The sequence below is a fragment of the Hydrogenobacter hydrogenophilus genome, assembly GCF_900215655.1.
GTDB lineage: Bacteria > Aquificota > Aquificia > Aquificales > Aquificaceae > Hydrogenobacter > Hydrogenobacter hydrogenophilus.
On sequence record NZ_OBEN01000001.1, the window covers coordinates 81,355 to 99,719 of the forward strand.

The following is an 18,365-nucleotide window of genomic DNA, read 5'->3' on the forward strand; positions in this document are numbered from 1 at the left end:
ACCTAAAAATTGGGCATAGGATACTCAGCATGGGCTGGAGCCATTGCTTGCCTTCTGTTAGGACTTGTAGATATTCACGATGTTATTTATATAGCAGGTCTTGTTTGGGATGCTACCTTACATTTATTTCCATAGTTCTTGATAAAGCAGGATTTTTTGAATGGTGTGCTATCCAAGCTATAAAGGCAGGCTTTATACTAACTCTTCCTGTACTTCTCTTTACACTCATAGCCTTGTACTTAGTTTTTGTAATATGAAGATACTTTGGCTTAACGGAAACCCTAACCCTAAGTTTGGGGGTACGGAAATACACACCTTGCAGATGGTAAGAGAGCTAACAAAAGAAGGTATACAAGTCCTTTTGGTTTGCGCTAAGAACTCTTATGTAGATAGGCACGCCAGCAGTGTAAAAAAGTATCACATTAGCTTTCCCAACAGTTTAGCTCTTTTAAGCACAATAAAACTCATAAGCTTGATAAATAGAGAAAAACCAGACCTTTTGATTGCTAACAACGGAAAAGAGTATCCAAACGCGCTTTTGGCTGGAAAGCTTGGTGGTATAAAGGTGGTCTTTTTCAGACATATGGAAAGGATGAAGCAGCGGTTTGTAAGAAAACTTGTGTTTCCTCATGTGGATCTGTTTCTTGCAGTAAGCGAGCATGTAAAAGAAAATCTCGTAAAAGAAGGTGTTGCGGAAAGTAAAATAAGAGTAGTTTATAACTTAGTTGATGAGGAAAGGTTTTCTTACATCAAAAAGCAAGAACACATTGTGGAACTCCTCTTTGTAGGAAAGCTTGATGAAGGGAAAGGGGTAATGGATTTTTTAAAAGCCGTTAAGGAGCTTACAAAAGCTGGTTTTAATCTCAAAGCGTGGGTTGTAGGTGATGGCAAGATAAAAAAGACTGTAGATTCATACATAGCGCACAATGGCTTGAGTGAAAAGGTTAAGGCTGTTGGATACACCCCCCAAGTTGAGGACTACTATAAAAGGGCACATATATGTGTGATACCATCAAGAGAAACAGAAGCTTTTCCAAGAGTTGCCATAGAAGCTCTTGCTTGCGGATGTGCCTTAGTGGTTTCAGATGTGGGTGGCACCAAAGAAGCTGTAGAAGAAGGCTACAACGGTTTTGTGTTCCGTGCTGGGGACACAAAGGAATTGATTGATAAGCTCAAAAGGGCAATAAGAGAATGGGAAAAACTATCTGAAAACTCAAGGGCTCTCTACGAAAGAAAGTTCTCAAAGTCTGCGGTAATGAAAAGTTTTCTTTCCGCCTTGGATACTCTTACACATTAAATCTAAAGTAAATTATATCGCCGTCTTTTACTTGGTAATCTTTACCTTCAAGCCTTACAAGACCAAGTTCCTTCGCCTTGCTCATAGAACCTACCTTTATATAATCTTCGTAGTTTATTACCTCAGCAGCTATAAAGCCTCTCTCAAAGTCCGAGTGGATCTTTCCACCAGCCTGGGGCGCTTTTGTTCCCTTCTTTATCGTCCATGCCCTTGTCTCTTTCTCACCAGCAGTAAAGAAGGTTATAAGGTCAAGCAGTGCATAACTTTCCCTGACTAACTTGTTCAGACCTGGCTCATCAAGTCCGTAAGCGTTAAGCATCTGCAGTTTTTCTTCCTCAGGGAGCTCTACAAGTTCAGCTTCAAGCTTGGCACATATGACAAGCGCAGGCGCTTTCTCCTTTTGAGCGTAATCTATCACCTGTTTTACATACGCATTTCCACTCAGACCCTCTTCATCCACATTTGCTACATACAGCACAGGCTTGGTAGTGAGCAGGAAAAGGGTTTTCTTAGTGTATTCTAAGAGATCTTCTGGAAGTTCAGTGTGTTTTCTGATAGGTTCTAAATTTTCAAGGATCTCTTTTAACCGCAGGAGTTTTTCAAGCTCCTCTTTGGCTTTTTTGTCCCCAAGTTTTGCGGGTTTTTCCACCTTTTCTATCCTTTTGCTGACGGTCTCTAAGTCTTTGGCTATGAGCTCCAAGTCTATTATCTGCGCATCCCGTATTGGGTCTACGCTACCTTCCACATGAACTATGTCCGGGTTTTCAAAGCATCTTAGTACCATAGCTATAGCGTCCACCTCTCTTATGTGAGCCAAAAACTGATTGCCAAGACCCTCACCTTTACTAGCATTACGCACAAGCCCCGCTATGTCCACAAACTCAATAAATGTGGGCGTTACCTTCTTAGACTTTTCCATCTTTGCTATTTGGTAGAGCCTTTCATCAGGCACTGCTACCACTCCCACATTGGGTTCTATGGTACAGAAAGGGTAGTTAGCTGCTTGGGCTTTGGCGGATTGAGTGATAGCGTTAAAAAGCGTGGACTTGCCTACGTTAGGTAATCCTACAATACCTACACTTAAACCCATAAACTCTTAAATATAGTTATAATTTTGTGTATGGCAAAGAGGGTTATCTTAGCTTACTCTGGTGGATTGGACACCTCCGTAATGGTAAGGTGGCTCACACAAAAGGGATACGAAGTTATCACCTACACCGCAGATGTGGGACAAGGAGAGGAACTAAGCGATATACCCCAAAAGGCAAGGTCTTCTGGAGCTGTTGATGCTATAGTAGAAGACCTCAAAGAAGAGTTTGCTAAAGATTACTGTCTTCCTACTCTCAGGGCTTTAGCTCTGTATGAAGGCAAATATCCCCTTAGCGCTTCTCTTTCAAGACCCCTTATATCTAAAAAGCTTATTCAGTACGCAGAGAAGTTTGGTGCGGACTACATAGCTCATGGCTCCACGGGAAAAGGCAACGATCAGGTGAGGTTTGAGGTATCCGCGTGGGCTTTGAACCCTAACATTGAGGTGATAGCACCCGTTAGGGAGTGGGAGTTTAGATCTCGCGAGGAGGAGGTAGAGTACGCCATCAAACACCAAATACCTGTAAAGATAACAAAAGAAAAGCCTTACTCTATAGATAAGAATCTGTGGGGAGTTTCCATAGAGTGTGGTCCCATAGAGGACCTGCTGGAAGAGCCACCCGAAGATGCCTTTGAATGGACTGTCTCTCCCAAGAAAGCACCAGATCAAGAAGAGTATGTGGAAATAACCTTCGAGGAAGGCACACCTGTAGCGGTAAATGGAAAAAGATACGAACTTATAAGCCAGCTTATCCTTGACCTGAACGCCATAGGAGGAATGCACGGCGTAGGAAGGATAGACATGGTTGAAAATAGACTGGTAGGTATAAAAAGCAGGGAGGTTTACGAAGCACCTGGTGCTACGCTTCTTTATACCGCTTACAGAGAACTTTTATCTCTTACTACGGACAGGTTTACCTTCCATTACTTTTTAGGTCATATACCCCACGAGTATGCTAAACTGGTGTACGAAGGACTTTGGTTTTCTCCGCTAAGAGAAGCCTTAGATGCCTTTGTGTTTACAGTAGCAAAGTGTGTTACAGGAAGCATTAAACTAAAGCTGTATAAAGGTTCCATAGCAGTAGTTTCAAGAAGCTCGCCCAACTCTCTTTATGTGGAAGAGCTTGCCACATATTCCGAAAGGGATACTTTTGACCATAAGGCTGGTGCTGGCTTCACAAAGGTCTTTGGCTTACCTCTAAAGACCTTAGCGAGAGTTAAAAAGTCATCATGTTAATAGCTGTACCACTAACTGACATAGAATTTGATAAGCGCTTGGAAGAGTGTAAAACCTTAGGAGCGGACATAGTTGAGCTTAGAGTGGACATGTTTGAAAATACACAGGTGGATCATGTTCGCAAGCTAATACAAAAAGCGCACTCTGCAGGTCTTATGACCATTCTTACCATAAGGAGTGAAGAAGAGGGAGGCAGAAAAGTAGAAAACCGTGAAGGGCTCTTTCAGGAGTTATCACCCCTTAGTCATTACACGGATGTGGAACTATCTTCACTCAGCATCTTGTCGAAAGTTAGAGATATAGTAAAAGCCCACAACAGAAAGCTTATAATCTCTTACCACAACTTTTCTGCTACACCACCCAAATGGATACTTAGAGAGGTCTTCAGATCCGCACGGCGATGGGGTGCGGATATAATCAAAATTGCTGTCAAAGCCAACTCGTACAAAGATGTAGCAGAACTTTTATGCATAGGAAAGGAGGAAGAAGGAGAAAAAATACTCATCTCCATGGGTAAAATAGGGAGCATCTCCAGATTAGCTGGGTTCGTGTTTGGATCTGTAATATCCTATGCTTTTATAGACAAACAAGTAGCAGAAGGTCAGATACATCTTGAACAAATGGTAAAACTTAGGAAGCTCTTTTATGGTTAAAGTTAAGTTCTGTGGACTAAAAAGGCGTGAGGATGTAGAAAAAGCTTTATCTCTGGGTGTTGATTACATAGGTTTTGTGCTTTACCCAAAAAGCCCTCGGTTTGTAAGTTTTGATGAGCTAAAGGAATTGGTGCATAGCGCTGGCAACAGCATAAAAAAAGTAGGTGTTATGGTAAATCCTGAGTATGAGGAAGTGAAAAGAGCCCTTGATACGGGTATAGATTTGGTCCAACTTCACGGAGAAGAGAGTTTTCAGCTTGCAAAAAAGATAGGAATAAGCAGAGTTATAAAAGCCTTTAGAGTCAAAGATGACTTACATATAGCCCAAGAGTGGCAATTGGCTTATGCGATCCTTTTGGACACATATTCAGAGAAAGCTTACGGTGGAACAGGAAAGACTTTTGATTGGAAAATAGCAGAAAAATTTGTAAAGGAGGGATTTCGCGTTTTTCTATCCGGAGGACTAAACCCAAGTAATGTAATCCACGCAGTAAAAAAGGTAAATCCTTATGCTGTTGATGTTTCCTCTGGTATAGAAGTAAGTCCAGGTGTAAAAGATCACAAAAAAATGATTGCGTTTGTAGAAGCCCTCAGGAATAATCTATCTTGATCTTCTCTATTATACTTTTAAAATCTTTCCACTCTATGGCTGGCCATGTTTCCGTTGTAGCATGACCAAACGATCTTATTATCATAGCAACTTTTGCTGCCTCCTCATCATCTTTAGCTTCAAAGATGTCAAGGTAATCGTATGGACCAAAAACGACCAAGTTCATGATCCACCTTACACTAGGGCAGTTCTCTTCAATGAGCTTTTCTGCGTGTTGTTCTATCTCCTTGAGCTTCTCTAAATTTTTTACCGCGTAAGGTGAGATCTTGGTTAGCATCACATATATACCCATCCTTGCTTCCCTCCTTAGATAGTAAAATATAAGCTAAGAGCCTTATGAAAGGAAGGCATATTAAACATCTTCTACTTTTCTTCTTAGTTCTTTTGGTGAGCTTTCTCAGAGTAGAAAAGGACAAGGGGTATCTACCAGATGATCTTGGCAGTGGCTCATTGGTTGTGTCCGTAGAAGGTGTGCCACAAGGAGATGAAAGAGGACTAAAGGTTAAGGTAAAGCTTTTAGGTGGAGACATTCCCGAGTTATACCGTAGAGTAGGATACCTTACACTTTTTGGTGCAGAGGACCTTCCATCAAGAAGGTTTGAGGTTTTTGGACACGTAAAAGTTCATAACGGAAAAATTTTTATATCATCAAGCTGGAGAGATGTAAAGAAGATCATCTTGGTGGGAGAAAGTCAAAGAGATAAGCTTATAAAAAGAATGGAAGAAAAGATAAAGGATGCAAATGTTAAGTCTCTTGTACTTTCTTATCTTTTTGGTACTGCTCAGGATGTTATGTCTTTTGAATATCAGGCTTCTTTTTGGCGTACAGGCCTTTTGCACCTTTTGGTTGTTTCAGGCTTTCACCTGACACTTATAGCACTAATACTAAGGTATTTACTGCCTGGTAGGTATGGTTTTTTTCTTGCACTCTTGGGAGTTAGTTGGTACGCTTTTTTTGTGGTACCTATGGATCCACCCGTCTTGAGAGCTCACCTAATGATTCTCTTTGCCATACTAATAAGGCTCTTGGATAGAAGACCCGATTACCTAAATTTGCTCTTCTTTTCGGGCTCTGTAATACTTTTCCTTTACCCCGAATATCTAACATCTTACTCCTTTTGGCTATCCTTTAGCGCTACACTTTATCTGATACTGTCTAGCACGAACATAGAGAGCATAAAAAACTCCCTGCCAGAGCGCCTTTATCCCGTATTTGTATCTTTTTGGGGTAGTTTTTTTGCTTTTTTGGGTACTGCAAGTATAGTTTCCACCTTTTCCCTGACAACACCAGCCAGCGTTCTGTTTACACCCATAGTGGGAATTCTCTTTGTACCTTTTACCGCTTACGGAATTTTGGAACTTCTAACTTTTTTCAGCCTTCCTTCTTTCCCCCTTGAGTACTTAGGTAAAGCTATACTATCCCTTGTGAGCTTACTGTCTTATATGAGCCTTACGGTAAACACACCCCTTTCTGTAAAAGAAGCCATCTTTATAACCCTTTTATCTGCACTTATGCTTTACTTTTTAAAAAATTGGTGGAAACTCCTTGCAGGAGCTCCGCTTATGCCTTTTTTATTACGATCCTTGTTATGAGGTCCTCACCCACATCCCAGCGAGGCACCTCTTTAAAGGGTATTTGGCTTTCCTCAAGCTTATCGTAAAAGACCTTTCCTTTCTCGGTCGCTACCATAACTTCTGCACTTTCTTTTATGGGCACCACATCCACGAGCTTACTTTTTGTATGTATCAAAAGGCGCATACCCTTAGAACCTCTGCTTTTAACTGGTATATCATCTAGACTTACCTTCCTAACACTTCCCTTTTCTGTTATAAGCACAAGGTATGGATAGTCCTTTAAAGCCCTTGCTCCTTTGAGTATATCTCCCTCCTCAAGCCTTATACCTATAACACCTTTGGAACCCACTGTGGCAGGAGGAATCTCTTTTATAGGAAACCTGAGCCATTTGCCTTTCTGAGTGAAGAGCAAAAGATCGCCTTCTTCTGGGGACTGCAAAACTCTGATCACTTGATCTTCCTCTTCAGAAAACTTTATTATGGACATACCTTGAGCTTTGTACTCAAAGTCCACGATAGGTATCTTTTTCACATACCCTAACTTGGTTATCAGAATAATGCGATCACTTGCCTGAGACCTCACAAAGGCACCTACGATACTTTCCTCCTCTTCTTTAAAAGACACCTTGCTCCCTTGAAGAGCTTGAGAACCCGCTATCCAATAAACCCTACCTTTGTTGGATACCATAAATAGTCCTTCATCAAAGGGAACATCTAATACATTAACCACTTCTTCTTCCTGCAACTCTTCAAGGGGCATGATCTTTCCGTTGGAATATATGACTACCGTAAGTTGTCCCACTTTCTCCTCTTCAAATCCAAGAACAAAACTCTTTCTTGGGGAAGGAAACTCTCTTGATATCTCCTCCATCTCTTGTACAAACACCTTTATTCTCTCTTCCTCACTGCCTATGAGCTTTTTGTAATAATCTATTTTTTGCATAAGTTCTTCCCTTTCTTCCTCAAGCTTTTTGCTTTCAAGAGATGTGAGCCTTTGGAGTCTCATGTCAAGCACAGCATAGGCTTGTTTTTCACTAAGGGAGTATTTTTGTATGAGTTTTTCCTTTGCCTGTGCTGTGTCCTGAGAGCTTCTTATATCTTGTATCACTTGATCCATATGCCTTATAGCGGTGAGTAGTCCTTCCACTATGTGCAGTCTATCTTCTGCCTTTCTTAGGTAATGTTTGGACCTTCTGAGAATAACCTCAAGCCTGTGTCTTAGGAATTCTTGCAAAAGCCCTTTTATACCTACCTGTTTGGGTTCGTTGTCTATAAGCACTACAAAGTTTATGGGAAAGTTTTTCCGCAAAGCGGTGTATCTGTAAAGCTTTTCCAATACTTTTTGACCGTCCGCATCTCTTTTTAGCTCTACGACTATCCTTATGCCTTCTTTGTCAGATTCGTCCCTTATATCGGATATCTCTTTGAGCTTTCCTTCCCTTACGAGCTCTGCCATTCTCTTTATGAGTTCTGCCTTATTTACCTGATAGGGTATTTCCGTTATGACTATCTGCTGTCTTCCCCCTTGTAGTTTTTCTATGTGAGCCTTTGCCCTTATCCTTACATGTCCCTTTCCTGTGTGATAGTACTCAATAAGCTCAGAGTAGTTTTCTATGATGCCACCTGTGGGAAAATCTGGACCCTTTATATGTTTCATTATCTCTTCCGTTGATAAGTCTGGATTTTTTGCAAGCTCTATCAAAGCCTTACAAACTTCTCTGAGGTTATGGGGTGGTATAGAAGTGGCTAATCCTACCGCTATACCTGTAGACCCGTTGCAAAGCATGTTGGGAAACTTAGAAGGCAAAACTGATGGCTCTAAGGTAGAACCGTCAAAGTTAGGTACGAAATCAACGGTATCCTCCTCTATGTCTTCAAGGAGTTTTATGGCTACCTTGGAAAGTTTAGCCTCTGAATACCTCATAGCTGCCGGAGGATCACCGTCTATAGAGCCAAAGTTCCCCTGCCCCTTTATAAGAGGGTATCTCATGTTAAAGTCCTGAGCCATCCTAACCAAAGCGTCATAAACAGCCTGATCTCCGTGAGGGTGGTAGTATCCCAAAACTGTCCCTACTATTCTTGCACTCTTTACAAAAGGTTTATCCGGTGTTAGGTTCATCTGGTACATGGCATAGAGTATCCTTCTTTGGACAGGTTTTAGCCCATCGCGAGCGTCGGGAATAGCTCGCCCTACTATGACGGACATAGCATAGTCTATGTAGGACTGCTTTACCTCTTCTTCTATGGGGACTGTTGTGATCTCCATGGGTAATATTATAATTATACATTATACGCTCAGTAGAGAAATTAGTTTAAAGCTAAATTTAGAAACTCAAGGATAAAAGAGGCAAGAGGATAAAGCTCTTTAGTAAAGCTTTGTGCTTAATTTCTCTACTGGGCGTGTATAGAATTATATTTTTTTATTTCATGTACACTCACATCGTCATAAGAGGAGCAAGACAGCACAACCTAAAAAATATTAACCTTGACATACCCAAGAACAAGCTAGTGGTCATAACGGGACCTTCTGGAAGTGGTAAGTCTTCTCTGGCTTTTGACACCATATACGCAGAAGGGCAAAGAAGGTATGTGGAATCTCTCTCTTCTTACGCACGACAGTTTTTGGGTATGATGGAAAAGCCTGATGTGGATATCATAGAGGGCCTTTCTCCTGCCATAGCTATAGACCAAAAAACAACTTCCAAAAACCCACGCTCCACCGTAGGCACTGTTACTGAGATCTATGACTACATGAGAGTTCTGTGGGCAAACATAGGAAAACCTCACTGTCCCATCTGTAAGAGATTACTTGAAGGTCTTTCTGCTCACGAGATGCTTGAAAAAATATGGGAAAAGTATAGACAAAGGCGTATCACCGTTCTTTCTCCCGTGGTCAGAGGTAAAAAGGGTGAGTTCAAAGAGCTCATAAAAGAGCTTTACATGAAAGGCTTTTCCAGAGTAAGGGTAGATGGTGAGTACAAAAGGATAGAAGATGTGCCACCTTTGGAAAAAAACAGGAAACATAACATAGAGGTGGTTATAGACAGGCTAACTCTTGAAGAAGAAGAAAGAGCAAGGCTTCTTGGTGCTATAGAGAAAGCCCTTGAGCTATCGAAGGGACTTTTAATAATTGAGGATGTGGATAAAGGAAAAGAGGAGGTTTTCAGCGAAAGGCTCACCTGTCCAGATCACGGTTTTTCTTTGCAGGAGCTATCCCCAAGGCTCTTTTCTTTTAACTCACCTTATGGTGCTTGTCCCACGTGCAAAGGTTTGGGTGTAAAGTGGGAGATAGACACCAAGCTTCTTATAGATGAACAAGAGCCAGCAGTAGATGCCTTTAGGATAACCGAATCCTCCTTCTTTAACTACCTTAAGTATCCCATATCCAACATACTCAGGCAGCTGGGCTACGATCCCAGAATACCCTTTAAGGACCTTCCTCAGAGCGTAAGGCATCTTCTACTCTATGGAGGTGAGGTAAAGGGAGCGGTATTTGAAGGAGTGGTCAAGCACCTTGAGAGAAGGTTTATGGAAGAAGATGCGGAAAGAATAAGGGAAGAGATAAATGAGTACATAAAGGAAAAACCTTGTCCTACTTGTGGTGGTGCAAGACTGAGAGATGAGGCTCTTTCTGTGCTGGTAATGGGTAAAAACATTTGGGAAGTGTGTAATATGCCTGTATATAAGACAAAAGAGTTTTTTGAAAACCTAATTGAAAACTTAACGGGTAGGGATTACATAATAGCGGAAAAGCTCATAAAAGAGATCACCGACAGACTTGGCTTTTTGGTAGATGTGGGGCTTGATTACCTTGACCTCGCAAGGTCTGCGGATACTCTTTCTGGTGGAGAGATGCAAAGGATCAGACTTGCAACCCAGATAGGTTCCAAACTCACGGGCGTCCTTTATGTGCTTGACGAACCCTCCATAGGATTACACCCAAGGGACACGCAAAAGCTCATAAGAACCTTGAAGCATCTGAGAGATCTGGGCAACACGGTCATAGTGGTGGAGCACGATCCAGAGACTATAATGTCTGCTGATTGGATCATAGATATGGGTCCGGGTGCAGGAAAGCATGGGGGTCAGGTAGTAGCGCAGGGCACAGTAGAGGACATAATGGCTCATCCTCATTCCCTTACGGGTGCTTACCTCTCGGGAAGGCTCACTATAGAAGTCCCTCAAAAGAGGAGAAGACCCACGGGCAAGTGGATAAGGATAGTGGGGGCAAAAAAGCACAACCTTAAAAACATTACTGTTGAGATACCTTTGGGACTTTTTGTGTGTATCACTGGCGTATCAGGTAGCGGAAAATCAACACTCATATACGACATCTTGTGGAAGTATGCAAAAGCGGTCTTTTACGAAGGTGAAGGAGAAATAGATGGTTTTGAAAGGATAGAGGGGCTTGAACACATTGACAGAGTAATAAACGTAGATCAATCTCCTATAGGAAGGACACCTAGGAGCAATCCTGCCACTTACACCAAGCTTTTTGACCTTATAAGGGATCTCTTTGCAAGCACACCAGAAGCCAAGGCAAGGGGCTATACCGCAGGAAGGTTTTCCTTCAATGTAAAGGGAGGCAGGTGTGAAGCATGTCAAGGTGAAGGTGTTATAAAAGTCGAAATGCACTTCTTACCACCTGTTTATGTAACCTGCGATGTGTGTAAAGGAAAAAGGTATAACAAAGAAACCTTGGACATTCTCTTCAAAGGCAAGAATATAGCGGAAGTGCTTGACATGACAGTGGATGAGGCTTACGAGTTTTTCTACCACCACACAGCTATAAGAAGGAAGCTTGAACTTTTAAGAGATGTGGGGCTTGGCTACATAAAACTTGGACAGCCTGCAACAACCCTTTCGGGCGGGGAGGCACAGAGAATAAAGTTAGCCAGAGAGCTTTCCAAGAAAGACACGGGAAGAACACTTTACCTTCTTGATGAACCCACTACTGGGCTTCACATGGACGATGTGAAAAAGCTCATCCATGTCCTTCAGAGACTTGTGGAAAAGGGCAATACGGTGGTGGTCATAGAGCACAACATGGATGTGATAAAGTGTGCCGACTGGATAATAGACATGGGACCAGAAGGTGGTGAAAAGGGCGGTCAGGTGGTAGCTTTTGGCACACCAGAGGAAGTGTCAGAAAACCCAAATTCTTACACAGGCTTGTACCTAAGGAGTTATCTCTCTCATGTGCCTTCTGGTAGTAGCTCTATGATGAGGTAATCTCCTTCTATCTTTGCGGAGACAGGATCGTAGTTTCTTAGCTTTCTTGGAAGCATTATGTGGCTCTTGAAGTTTCTCCATCTTACGGTGATCTCACCGTCAGCTTTTAGGACACTTAGTCCCTCTTTTGTTAAAAAGGGTGCTCTGAGCCTTACAAAATACTTATCCTTTTCCTGCAGGAACTCATAAGGCTTTTCCTTGAAAAACGCATGAGATGGGTCTTTATCTCCGTATATGAGATTAGCGAGGATGCTGAGCTTTTCAAGACCAACCACCTCGTCCTCAAGCATGGGAACGGTAAATATGGGAACAGGAGCAAACAGCGCCTTTATGTCCTCCAGATACTTTCTTTGCATAGATACCCATTTGTGAAAGGTGTTGCACTCTTCTGCTTCTGTTGGTAGAACTTTATTTACAATAACTGCGTCCACATTTACACCAAAGAGATTGAAGTATAAAAAAGCTCTCTGGCTCTCTTTGAGCACCATCTTCTCAGGATTTGCAACTAATCTAACAGATGTTATTTCAGGGTCTATAAGTATCTCATCCACACCTTTGAGTTTTTCGTAAAAGTTTTCCAAAGCCTGAAAGTAAGAGTCATCGGGTATAGGTACGTCTGTTATCCTTCTTGCCACAGGCCTTGCCACCCTAAAGATGGTTCTTTCCACATTAAACACTTTCTTCATATACCACTTTAGAACTGTAGGCATGGACACAAAGCGCAAAGACTCACCAGTGGGAGGAAGGTCAAGCACAAGCACATCAAACTCTCCTTCTTTGTAATACTTGTTTACATAAAGTAGGCTGGTCACCTCTTCCATACCTGGGAGAATGGCAAGCTCCTCTGATACCACTTTGTCAAGCCCCGTTGTGTTAAAAAGAAGCTCCAAAAATCTGTACACATCTCCCCAATACCTGTCTATCTCTTCCTGTATGTCTATCTCCTGAATGTAAAGTTTGTCATTTATCTTTATGGGGAGGCCCCTTGCCTTAATCTTTTCACTCTCTGGAATGTCAAAGGCATCACCCAAGCTGTGAGCAGGGTCCAAGGATACCACTATGGTCTTATAACCCAGCTGTGAAAGTCTGTAGGCGGTAGATGCAGATATGGTGGTTTTCCCTACACCACCTTTTCCGGAAAATAAAATGACTCTCATAGGTAAATATTTTAGTGTTCCTGTGTGTAGATGGCAATTGAAAATTATTTGCAGATAATATATAATGATGTTTAAGGAGGTGAAAGGCATGAGAAAAAAGGTAGTCATAGCGGTAGCGGGGAGTTTATTCCTTTTGGGTGCAAGTAAGTCCGAGGATGTAAAGCTACTGGAAGAGGCAAAAAGATACTTTCAACCTCTTCCAAAGGTAGCAGATAGTAAGGAAAATCCCATCACCCCAGAAAAGGTAAGACTCGGAAAGATGCTTTATTACGACCCTAGGCTCTCAAAGAGTGGTTTAATAAGCTGCAATACCTGTCATAATCTTGCAACCTACGGTGTAGATAACCTACCCACCTCTGTAGGACACAGGTGGCAGATAGGTCCTAGGAATGCTCCTACTACGCTCAATGCTGCACTTCACATAGCCCAGTTTTGGGACGGAAGAGCAAAGGATGTGGAAGAGCAGGCAAAAGGACCTATACTCAACCCAATAGAGATGGCTATGGACTCACCTCAGGAAGTGATCCAAAGGCTTAGCACCATTCCCGAGTATGTAGAACTCTTCAAAAAAGCCTTTCCTAACGATAAAAATGCTCTAAGCTATGACAATGTAGCAAAAGCTATAGGAGCCTTTGAAAGAACCCTTATAACTCCTTCAAGGTTTGACAAGTTTTTACAGGGAGATGTTAACGCTCTTACGAAAAAAGAGAAAGAAGGACTAAAAACCTTTATAGAAGTAGGCTGTGCTGGTTGCCACAACGGTCCAGCTTTAGGCGGTAATATGTTTATGAAATTTGGTGTTGTAGAAGCTTATTGGGAAGCAACGAGAGACTTTGTCACTTTGGATAAACCTACCGTGCCGGTAGATGTGGGAAGGTTTGCGGTAACTCACAAACAAGAGGATCTTTATGTTTTTAAAGTTCCTTCTTTGAGAAATGTGTCAAGGACCTATCCTTACTTTCACGACGGTTCCGTTTGGAGCTTAGAAGATGCTGTGCAGGTTATGGCAAAGGTACAGTTAGGCAAAGAGCTTAATAAAGATCAGGTAGAAAAAATTGTTGCCTTTTTGAAAACCTTAGATGGAGAGATTCCAAAAGATGCACTGGAAGTGCCTATACTCCCAGCATCAACATCTAAAACGCCAAAACCTGTTAGATAAGTTCTTCGGTGGCTGTGTGCCACCTTTTTTTCATTTATGATACTCTTAGATAGGTGTATTAGGTACGTATACGAAAGGGTTTATGGTGAGAGGTTTTACAGGTGCAACTGGGATGTGGACCTGAACTTAACGGTAAGTGATACAACTTTTGTAGTTTGCGATACAGAAACCACGGGTCTTGACATAAAAAAAGATGAGCCTATAGCCATAGGTGCTCTAAAAATAAGAGCTCTTCACTTGGATCTCTCCGAAAAATTTTACAGACTGCTAAAACCCAAAAAATTACCAGATAGATCCTCTATTGAAATCCATGGTATAACACCTTCTGACCTTACATCTGTTTACACACAGGAAGATGTAGGTAAGGATCTTTTGAATTTTGCAAAGGGTAGTGTGCTGGTAGGCTACTTTTTCCATTTTGACCTTGAGATGATAAGAAAGCTCCTCAAAGATCTTTGCCCTTCTATATTCTTACCGTATTTTATTGATGTACTTGACCTTTACCCAGGTGAAAAGCCTTCTGATATGGAGAGTATGCTTTCTGCTCTCGGAATTCCCTTAAGTGCTCGTCATTCTGCTTTAGAGGACGCCTACATGACCGCTCTTATATTCCTCAAACTTATAAAGCCTTATGAAAAGAAAAAACTCAAGGCTGTTCCACTTAGAGTGCTCTAATAAAACTACACAACCTCTATAATCCCCCACGGTGGGCTAAAAACAAGACTTTTTGCTGTCTCTCTCTTGGCTTTCTCTAATTTCTCTACTGGGCGTGTATATTATTTATAGAAGACCGCTTTCTAAAACCTCGTATCTATGATGCGAGGATACAGAAAGCCTGCATTAACAGTTTAAAATTATTTTGCACGTAATATAGTTAAACCATATAACAGTAATGAACATGTGAATTAGTTAAAGTCAAATCAATATAACATGACATTGCAAAAATCAATCAGGAGGTATATCGAGGAATGTCAGCAGCTATGAGATGCTTAACGATATCTTTAAGCAACCTTCCTGAGGAATACAAAATCGTTTTAGGATATCTTACTTATCACTCTGGAAGGCTTTACAATCAAGCGCTATACCTACTCAAGAACAGAGAGGCTAAAAACTAAAGGATAGCCTACACTTAAGAAATCTTCAGTCAAGAACCGCTCAGATTGTTTTAGATGAGCTTGTAAGAGCCTACAAAAACGCTTTCAATGGTCATGCTAAGTTCCCCAAGTTCAGACCAAAAAATAAACCACATAGAACCTTGACCTACGATAGCACTGGCTTTAAGGTGGTGGGAACTAAGATTAGGCTTTCTCTTTCCAAAGAGCTAAGAAACTGGTTAAAGGAAAAGCACTCTATAGAACTTACATACCTTTGGATTGAAACAGGACTGGAGCTTGACCCAAGATTGATTAAGAATGTCTAGATAGTCCCAAGAGCTAAAGAATTTGAACTGCATATTATCTATGAAAAACCACAGACGGAAGCAAAAACCATTAAAACTGATAAGGTAATGGTTTTAGACCCAAACTCTTCTAATTTCTTTGCAGTTGTAATAGAAGGAGTTTCTGAGCCTTATCTGATTGATGGGAAAGGGCTAAAGAGTTTGCTAAGGAAGTATCTAAAGAAGATTGCAGAGCTCCAGAAGAGGTTAGACGGAGCTAAGAAGAAAGGATTTGAAACGCATCTTTTGGAAGAGAGGCTTTCAAAAACTTGGCTAAAGATAAAGAGATTACTTAAACACTACGCACACACAGTATCGAACCTTATTTTGGAACTTGCACTAAAGCATGGAGTTAAGAAAATCTATGTAGGAGATGCGGTAAAGAACAAGAACAAAGAAAGCAAGCTAAGTAGCATAGTAGATCAGATATGGAAATTGCTTCCACATGGAAAAGTCAAAGAGTGTTTGGAATACAAAGCTAAAGAGTATGGAATAGAAGTTGAATACATCTCAGAACATTTTACTTCAGGTGTGGATAGTTCCATAGATGGGACTGTTTGCAAAGAAGCTTACACACCTGAAGCAAGAGTAAAGAGAGGACTATACAAAACAAAGCTTTTAGGCTATCTAAACGCAGACATTAATGCATGCAGAAACTTTCTCAAGAAGCTTGGAAAGTTTGACCTAATAAGTGGAGTAGGAAAGCCTGTAAGGTTGAGAGTTTTTTACAAGCTAAAAGGTAGCTCCGCTATCCTGCTATACGGTAGGATAGGTAGGAGTAGGGGCAGTGTGAACCTGCCTGTGGTGATAAGGGACACCATAAGTGTCCAAACTCACCCAAAGCCTCGGATCTGTGATACGAGGTAGTTCACAATACTATTTTCTATTGATGTCTCTTAGAATCTCCTCAAGTAATGCCTGAGCCATCTCTTCTTCACTTACTCTGCGGATGGGTTTTCCTTCTTTAAAAAGCCACGCAAAACCTTTGCCACACGCAAGTCCTATATCTGCTTCCTTGGCTTCACCTATGGCATTAACCACACAGCCCATTATGGCTACTTTTATAGGTGTTTTTACTTCTTTTAATTTTTCTTCTACCTCCTTAACCACTTTTGGAAGGTCTACTTCTATCCTTCCGCATGTGGGACACGCTACTATTTCCACACCGCGCCTTCTTAGTCCCAAGGCTCTTAGGATTTCGTAAGCTGTTTTTATTTCCACCTCCGGGTCATCTGTTAGGGAAACCCTTACCGTATCTCCTATCCCCATGTAAAGGAGGATGCCTATACCTACTGAGGACTTTATTATACCCTTTTGCCCCATACCTGCCTCTGTAATGCCTATATGCAGGGGTATGTCCGTTTGCTCTGCAAAAAGTTTGTTGGCTTTGATGTTTTCAAGCACATCGGAGCCTTTTATGGAAACCTTAAAGTTATAAAAACCCCATTTTTCAAACTTCTCGCTCCAGCGCATGGCACTTTCAAAGAGGGCCTGAGCACACGGGTAGCGGTACTTTTCCAGAAGGTCTTTCTCAAGAGAACCTGAGTTTACGCCTATCCTTATGGCTACATTCTTTACTTTTGCTTCTTGCACTATATCCCTTACTATCTCTTCCTTCCCTATGTTGCCGGGGTTTATTCTTATACCATGAACCCCCTTCTCCATGGACCTAAAGGCATAAGAAGGCGCAAAGTGTATGTCCGCTATCACTGGGATAGGAGACTTCTTTACTATCTCTTCAAGGGCATTAAGATCCTCTTCGTGTGGCACAGCAACTCTTATTAGTTCACAGCCTGCACGAGCAAGCCTGTTTATCTGATCAAGAGTAGCGGGCACATCGTGCGTTTTGGTAGAAGTCATGGATTGCACCACTATGGGTGCGGAGCCACCTACTGGAACCCAACCTACATTTATCTGACGGGTCTTTCGCCTTTGGATCATGACAGCTCTAACATCCTCATAATGGGTCTTTTGGCTTTTTCTATTATATCTTCTGGCAAAACTACCTCGTTAAGCTCGTTTTTTAGTGTTTCGTAAACCTTAGGCAAGGTTATAGCTTTCATAGTACAACAGTAAACACTACCGCAGTAGTTCATGGATTCCGGAAATATGTATTCTTTGTGGGGATTTCTTTTCATAAGAGTGTACTTTAAACCCACCTCCGTTATTACTATGACCCTTTTGGCGTCGCAAGTAGTAGCGTAGTTAATTATCTGGGAAGTAGAGCCTACAAAATCTGCCATCTGTATCACCTTTGGATGACATTCGGGATGAACTGCAACTTTCGCATCCGGATACATGTTCTTTAGCTTTTGGACTTCTTTTGCTGTGAACTCAAAATGTGGTGGGCAAAAACCCTGCCATATCACAAACTCCTTATCTGGCACGTGCCTTTTTACCCAGTTTCCAAGAGCTTGGTCTGGTATGAAGATGATCTTTTTGCTTTGAAGTTTCTGAACTATCTTTACTGCGTTGGCGGAAGTCACACAAATATCTGAAACCGCTTTTACTTCTGCGCTAGTGTTTACATAAGCTACCACCTCACCATCAGGGTGCTGTTCTTTGAGCTTTAGCACATCTTTTGCAGTTATCATGTCCGCCATAGGACAGCCAGATTCAGGGTTAGGATGGAGCACCTTTTTATTAGGATTTACAATTTTTGCGGTCTCGCACATAAAACGTACACCGCAGAAAACTATTATGTCCGCATCCGTTTGGCTTGCTTTCCTTGAAAGTTCCAAGGAGTCGCCTATGAAGTCCGCTATATCCTGTACCTCAGGTCTTTGGTAGTAGTGAGCCAATATTACCGCATTTTTCTCCTTTGCAAGGTTCCTTATTTCTTCCTGCAATTCCCTTGTGTCCTTTTCTGTCATCACCTCTAAGGTAAACATGAGAATTAAATATATACCTACTGCCGT

Annotated in this window: 17 protein-coding genes; 11 read left to right on the top strand and 6 right to left on the bottom strand. The window is 41.7% G+C overall.

Features of this window, described 5'->3' with window-relative positions:
- The first annotated feature begins 9 nt into the window (after window positions 1–9).
- Both CP948_RS08935 and CP948_RS00455 read left to right on the top strand, forming a co-directional pair.
- A complete protein-coding gene (locus CP948_RS08935) occupies window positions 10–135 on the top strand; it encodes an ArsB/NhaD family transporter (RefSeq protein WP_245810027.1) in 126 nt (41 codons plus the stop codon).
- 118 nt (window positions 136–253) lie between these two features.
- Window positions 254–1,297, top strand: coding sequence for a glycosyltransferase family 4 protein (locus CP948_RS00455; protein ID WP_096599971.1), 1,044 nt, complete (start codon window positions 254–256; stop codon window positions 1,295–1,297).
- Here the strand turns inward: CP948_RS00455 and ychF are convergent.
- Window positions 1,287–2,387, bottom strand: coding sequence for a redox-regulated ATPase YchF (gene ychF, locus CP948_RS00460; protein WP_096599973.1), 1,101 nt, complete (start codon window positions 2,385–2,387; stop codon window positions 1,287–1,289). The two genes, CP948_RS00455 and ychF, sit on opposite strands and share 11 nt — an antisense overlap.
- A gap of 30 nt (window positions 2,388–2,417) precedes the next feature.
- Between ychF and CP948_RS00465 the strand changes: the two genes are divergently transcribed.
- The 3 genes from CP948_RS00465 to CP948_RS00475 are packed head-to-tail and all read left to right on the top strand — an operon-like array spanning window position 2,418 to window position 4,886.
- Entirely contained in the window at window positions 2,418–3,623 is a 1,206-nt protein-coding gene (locus CP948_RS00465) for an argininosuccinate synthase (protein WP_096599975.1), read from the top strand.
- Window positions 3,617–4,276 (top strand): type I 3-dehydroquinate dehydratase, encoded by a 660-nt coding sequence (gene aroD, locus CP948_RS00470; RefSeq protein ID WP_096599977.1) that lies wholly within the window; start codon window positions 3,617–3,619, stop codon window positions 4,274–4,276. The genes CP948_RS00465 and aroD overlap by 7 nt, the downstream gene beginning before the upstream one ends.
- On the top strand, window positions 4,269–4,886 hold the full coding sequence (locus CP948_RS00475; protein WP_096599979.1) for a phosphoribosylanthranilate isomerase: 618 nt from the start codon (window positions 4,269–4,271) through the stop codon (window positions 4,884–4,886). The genes aroD and CP948_RS00475 overlap by 8 nt, the downstream gene beginning before the upstream one ends.
- Here CP948_RS00475 and CP948_RS00480 read toward each other — a convergent pair.
- Complete coding sequence (locus CP948_RS00480) at window positions 4,867–5,178, bottom strand: GYD domain-containing protein (RefSeq protein WP_096599981.1); 312 nt, start codon at window positions 5,176–5,178, stop codon at window positions 4,867–4,869. The two genes, CP948_RS00475 and CP948_RS00480, sit on opposite strands and share 20 nt — an antisense overlap.
- Window positions 5,179–5,222: 44 nt before the next feature.
- On the opposite strand from CP948_RS00480, the gene CP948_RS00485 reads away from it, so the two are divergent.
- Complete coding sequence (locus CP948_RS00485) at window positions 5,223–6,479, top strand: ComEC/Rec2 family competence protein (RefSeq protein WP_096599983.1); 1,257 nt, start codon at window positions 5,223–5,225, stop codon at window positions 6,477–6,479.
- On the opposite strand, the gene CP948_RS00490 is transcribed toward CP948_RS00485, so the two are convergent.
- Window positions 6,448–8,727 (bottom strand): DNA gyrase/topoisomerase IV subunit A, encoded by a 2,280-nt coding sequence (locus tag CP948_RS00490; protein WP_096599985.1) that lies wholly within the window; start codon window positions 8,725–8,727, stop codon window positions 6,448–6,450. The genes CP948_RS00485 and CP948_RS00490 overlap by 32 nt on opposite strands.
- A gap of 161 nt (window positions 8,728–8,888) precedes the next feature.
- Here CP948_RS00490 and uvrA point away from each other — a divergent pair, with 161 nt between their 5' ends.
- Complete coding sequence (uvrA, locus tag CP948_RS00495) at window positions 8,889–11,693, top strand: excinuclease ABC subunit UvrA (protein ID WP_096599987.1); 2,805 nt, start codon at window positions 8,889–8,891, stop codon at window positions 11,691–11,693.
- On the opposite strand, the gene CP948_RS00500 is transcribed toward uvrA, so the two are convergent.
- Complete coding sequence (locus CP948_RS00500; RefSeq protein WP_096599989.1) at window positions 11,657–12,850, bottom strand: TRC40/GET3/ArsA family transport-energizing ATPase; 1,194 nt, start codon at window positions 12,848–12,850, stop codon at window positions 11,657–11,659. The two genes, uvrA and CP948_RS00500, sit on opposite strands and share 37 nt — an antisense overlap.
- A gap of 88 nt (window positions 12,851–12,938) precedes the next feature.
- On the opposite strand from CP948_RS00500, the gene CP948_RS00505 reads away from it, so the two are divergent.
- From CP948_RS00505 to CP948_RS09025, 4 genes are all read left to right on the top strand, one after another.
- A complete protein-coding gene (locus CP948_RS00505) occupies window positions 12,939–14,009 on the top strand; it encodes a cytochrome-c peroxidase (protein WP_096599991.1) in 1,071 nt (356 codons plus the stop codon).
- Window positions 14,010–14,045: 36 nt separating this feature from the next.
- Entirely contained in the window at window positions 14,046–14,684 is a 639-nt protein-coding gene (locus tag CP948_RS00510; RefSeq protein WP_096599994.1) for a 3'-5' exonuclease, read from the top strand.
- Between the two features lie 580 nt (window positions 14,685–15,264).
- Window positions 15,265–15,429, top strand: a complete 165-nt coding sequence (locus CP948_RS09020; protein ID WP_338033534.1) for a hypothetical protein — start codon at window positions 15,265–15,267, stop codon at window positions 15,427–15,429.
- 87 nt (window positions 15,430–15,516) lie between these two features.
- Window positions 15,517–16,314, top strand: a complete 798-nt coding sequence (locus CP948_RS09025; RefSeq protein ID WP_338033535.1) for a transposase — start codon at window positions 15,517–15,519, stop codon at window positions 16,312–16,314.
- A gap of 9 nt (window positions 16,315–16,323) precedes the next feature.
- Here the strand turns inward: CP948_RS09025 and ispG are convergent, their stop codons facing one another.
- Together ispG and nadA are read right to left on the bottom strand one after the other, a co-directional pair.
- On the bottom strand, window positions 16,324–17,388 hold the full coding sequence (gene ispG, locus CP948_RS00520) for a flavodoxin-dependent (E)-4-hydroxy-3-methylbut-2-enyl-diphosphate synthase (protein WP_096599996.1): 1,065 nt from the start codon (window positions 17,386–17,388) through the stop codon (window positions 16,324–16,326).
- Window positions 17,385–18,338, bottom strand: coding sequence for a quinolinate synthase NadA (gene nadA / locus CP948_RS00525; RefSeq protein ID WP_096599998.1), 954 nt, complete (start codon window positions 18,336–18,338; stop codon window positions 17,385–17,387). Before nadA ends, ispG begins: the two co-directional genes overlap by 4 nt.
- Between the last annotated feature and the right edge of the window lie 27 nt (window positions 18,339–18,365).

Coding starts and splice junctions, on each gene's coding strand:
- CP948_RS00455 (WP_096599971.1), top strand. CDS start 254: ATGAAGATACTTTGGCTTAACGGAAACCCTAACCCTAAGTTTGGGGGT.
- ychF (WP_096599973.1), bottom strand. CDS start 2,387: ATGGGTTTAAGTGTAGGTATTGTAGGATTACCTAACGTAGGCAAGTCC.
- CP948_RS00465 (WP_096599975.1), top strand. CDS start 2,418: ATGGCAAAGAGGGTTATCTTAGCTTACTCTGGTGGATTGGACACCTCC.
- aroD (WP_096599977.1), top strand. CDS start 3,617: ATGTTAATAGCTGTACCACTAACTGACATAGAATTTGATAAGCGCTTG.
- CP948_RS00475 (WP_096599979.1), top strand. CDS start 4,269: ATGGTTAAAGTTAAGTTCTGTGGACTAAAAAGGCGTGAGGATGTAGAA.
- CP948_RS00480 (WP_096599981.1), bottom strand. CDS start 5,178: ATGGGTATATATGTGATGCTAACCAAGATCTCACCTTACGCGGTAAAA.
- CP948_RS00485 (WP_096599983.1), top strand. CDS start 5,223: ATGAAAGGAAGGCATATTAAACATCTTCTACTTTTCTTCTTAGTTCTT.
- CP948_RS00490 (WP_096599985.1), bottom strand. CDS start 8,727: ATGGAGATCACAACAGTCCCCATAGAAGAAGAGGTAAAGCAGTCCTAC.
- uvrA (WP_096599987.1), top strand. CDS start 8,889: ATGTACACTCACATCGTCATAAGAGGAGCAAGACAGCACAACCTAAAA.
- CP948_RS00500 (WP_096599989.1), bottom strand. CDS start 12,850: ATGAGAGTCATTTTATTTTCCGGAAAAGGTGGTGTAGGGAAAACCACC.
- CP948_RS00505 (WP_096599991.1), top strand. CDS start 12,939: ATGAGAAAAAAGGTAGTCATAGCGGTAGCGGGGAGTTTATTCCTTTTG.
- CP948_RS00510 (WP_096599994.1), top strand. CDS start 14,046: ATGATACTCTTAGATAGGTGTATTAGGTACGTATACGAAAGGGTTTAT.
- CP948_RS09025 (WP_338033535.1), top strand. CDS start 15,517: ATGGTTTTAGACCCAAACTCTTCTAATTTCTTTGCAGTTGTAATAGAA.
- ispG (WP_096599996.1), bottom strand. CDS start 17,388: ATGATCCAAAGGCGAAAGACCCGTCAGATAAATGTAGGTTGGGTTCCA.
- nadA (WP_096599998.1), bottom strand. CDS start 18,338: ATGTTTACCTTAGAGGTGATGACAGAAAAGGACACAAGGGAATTGCAG.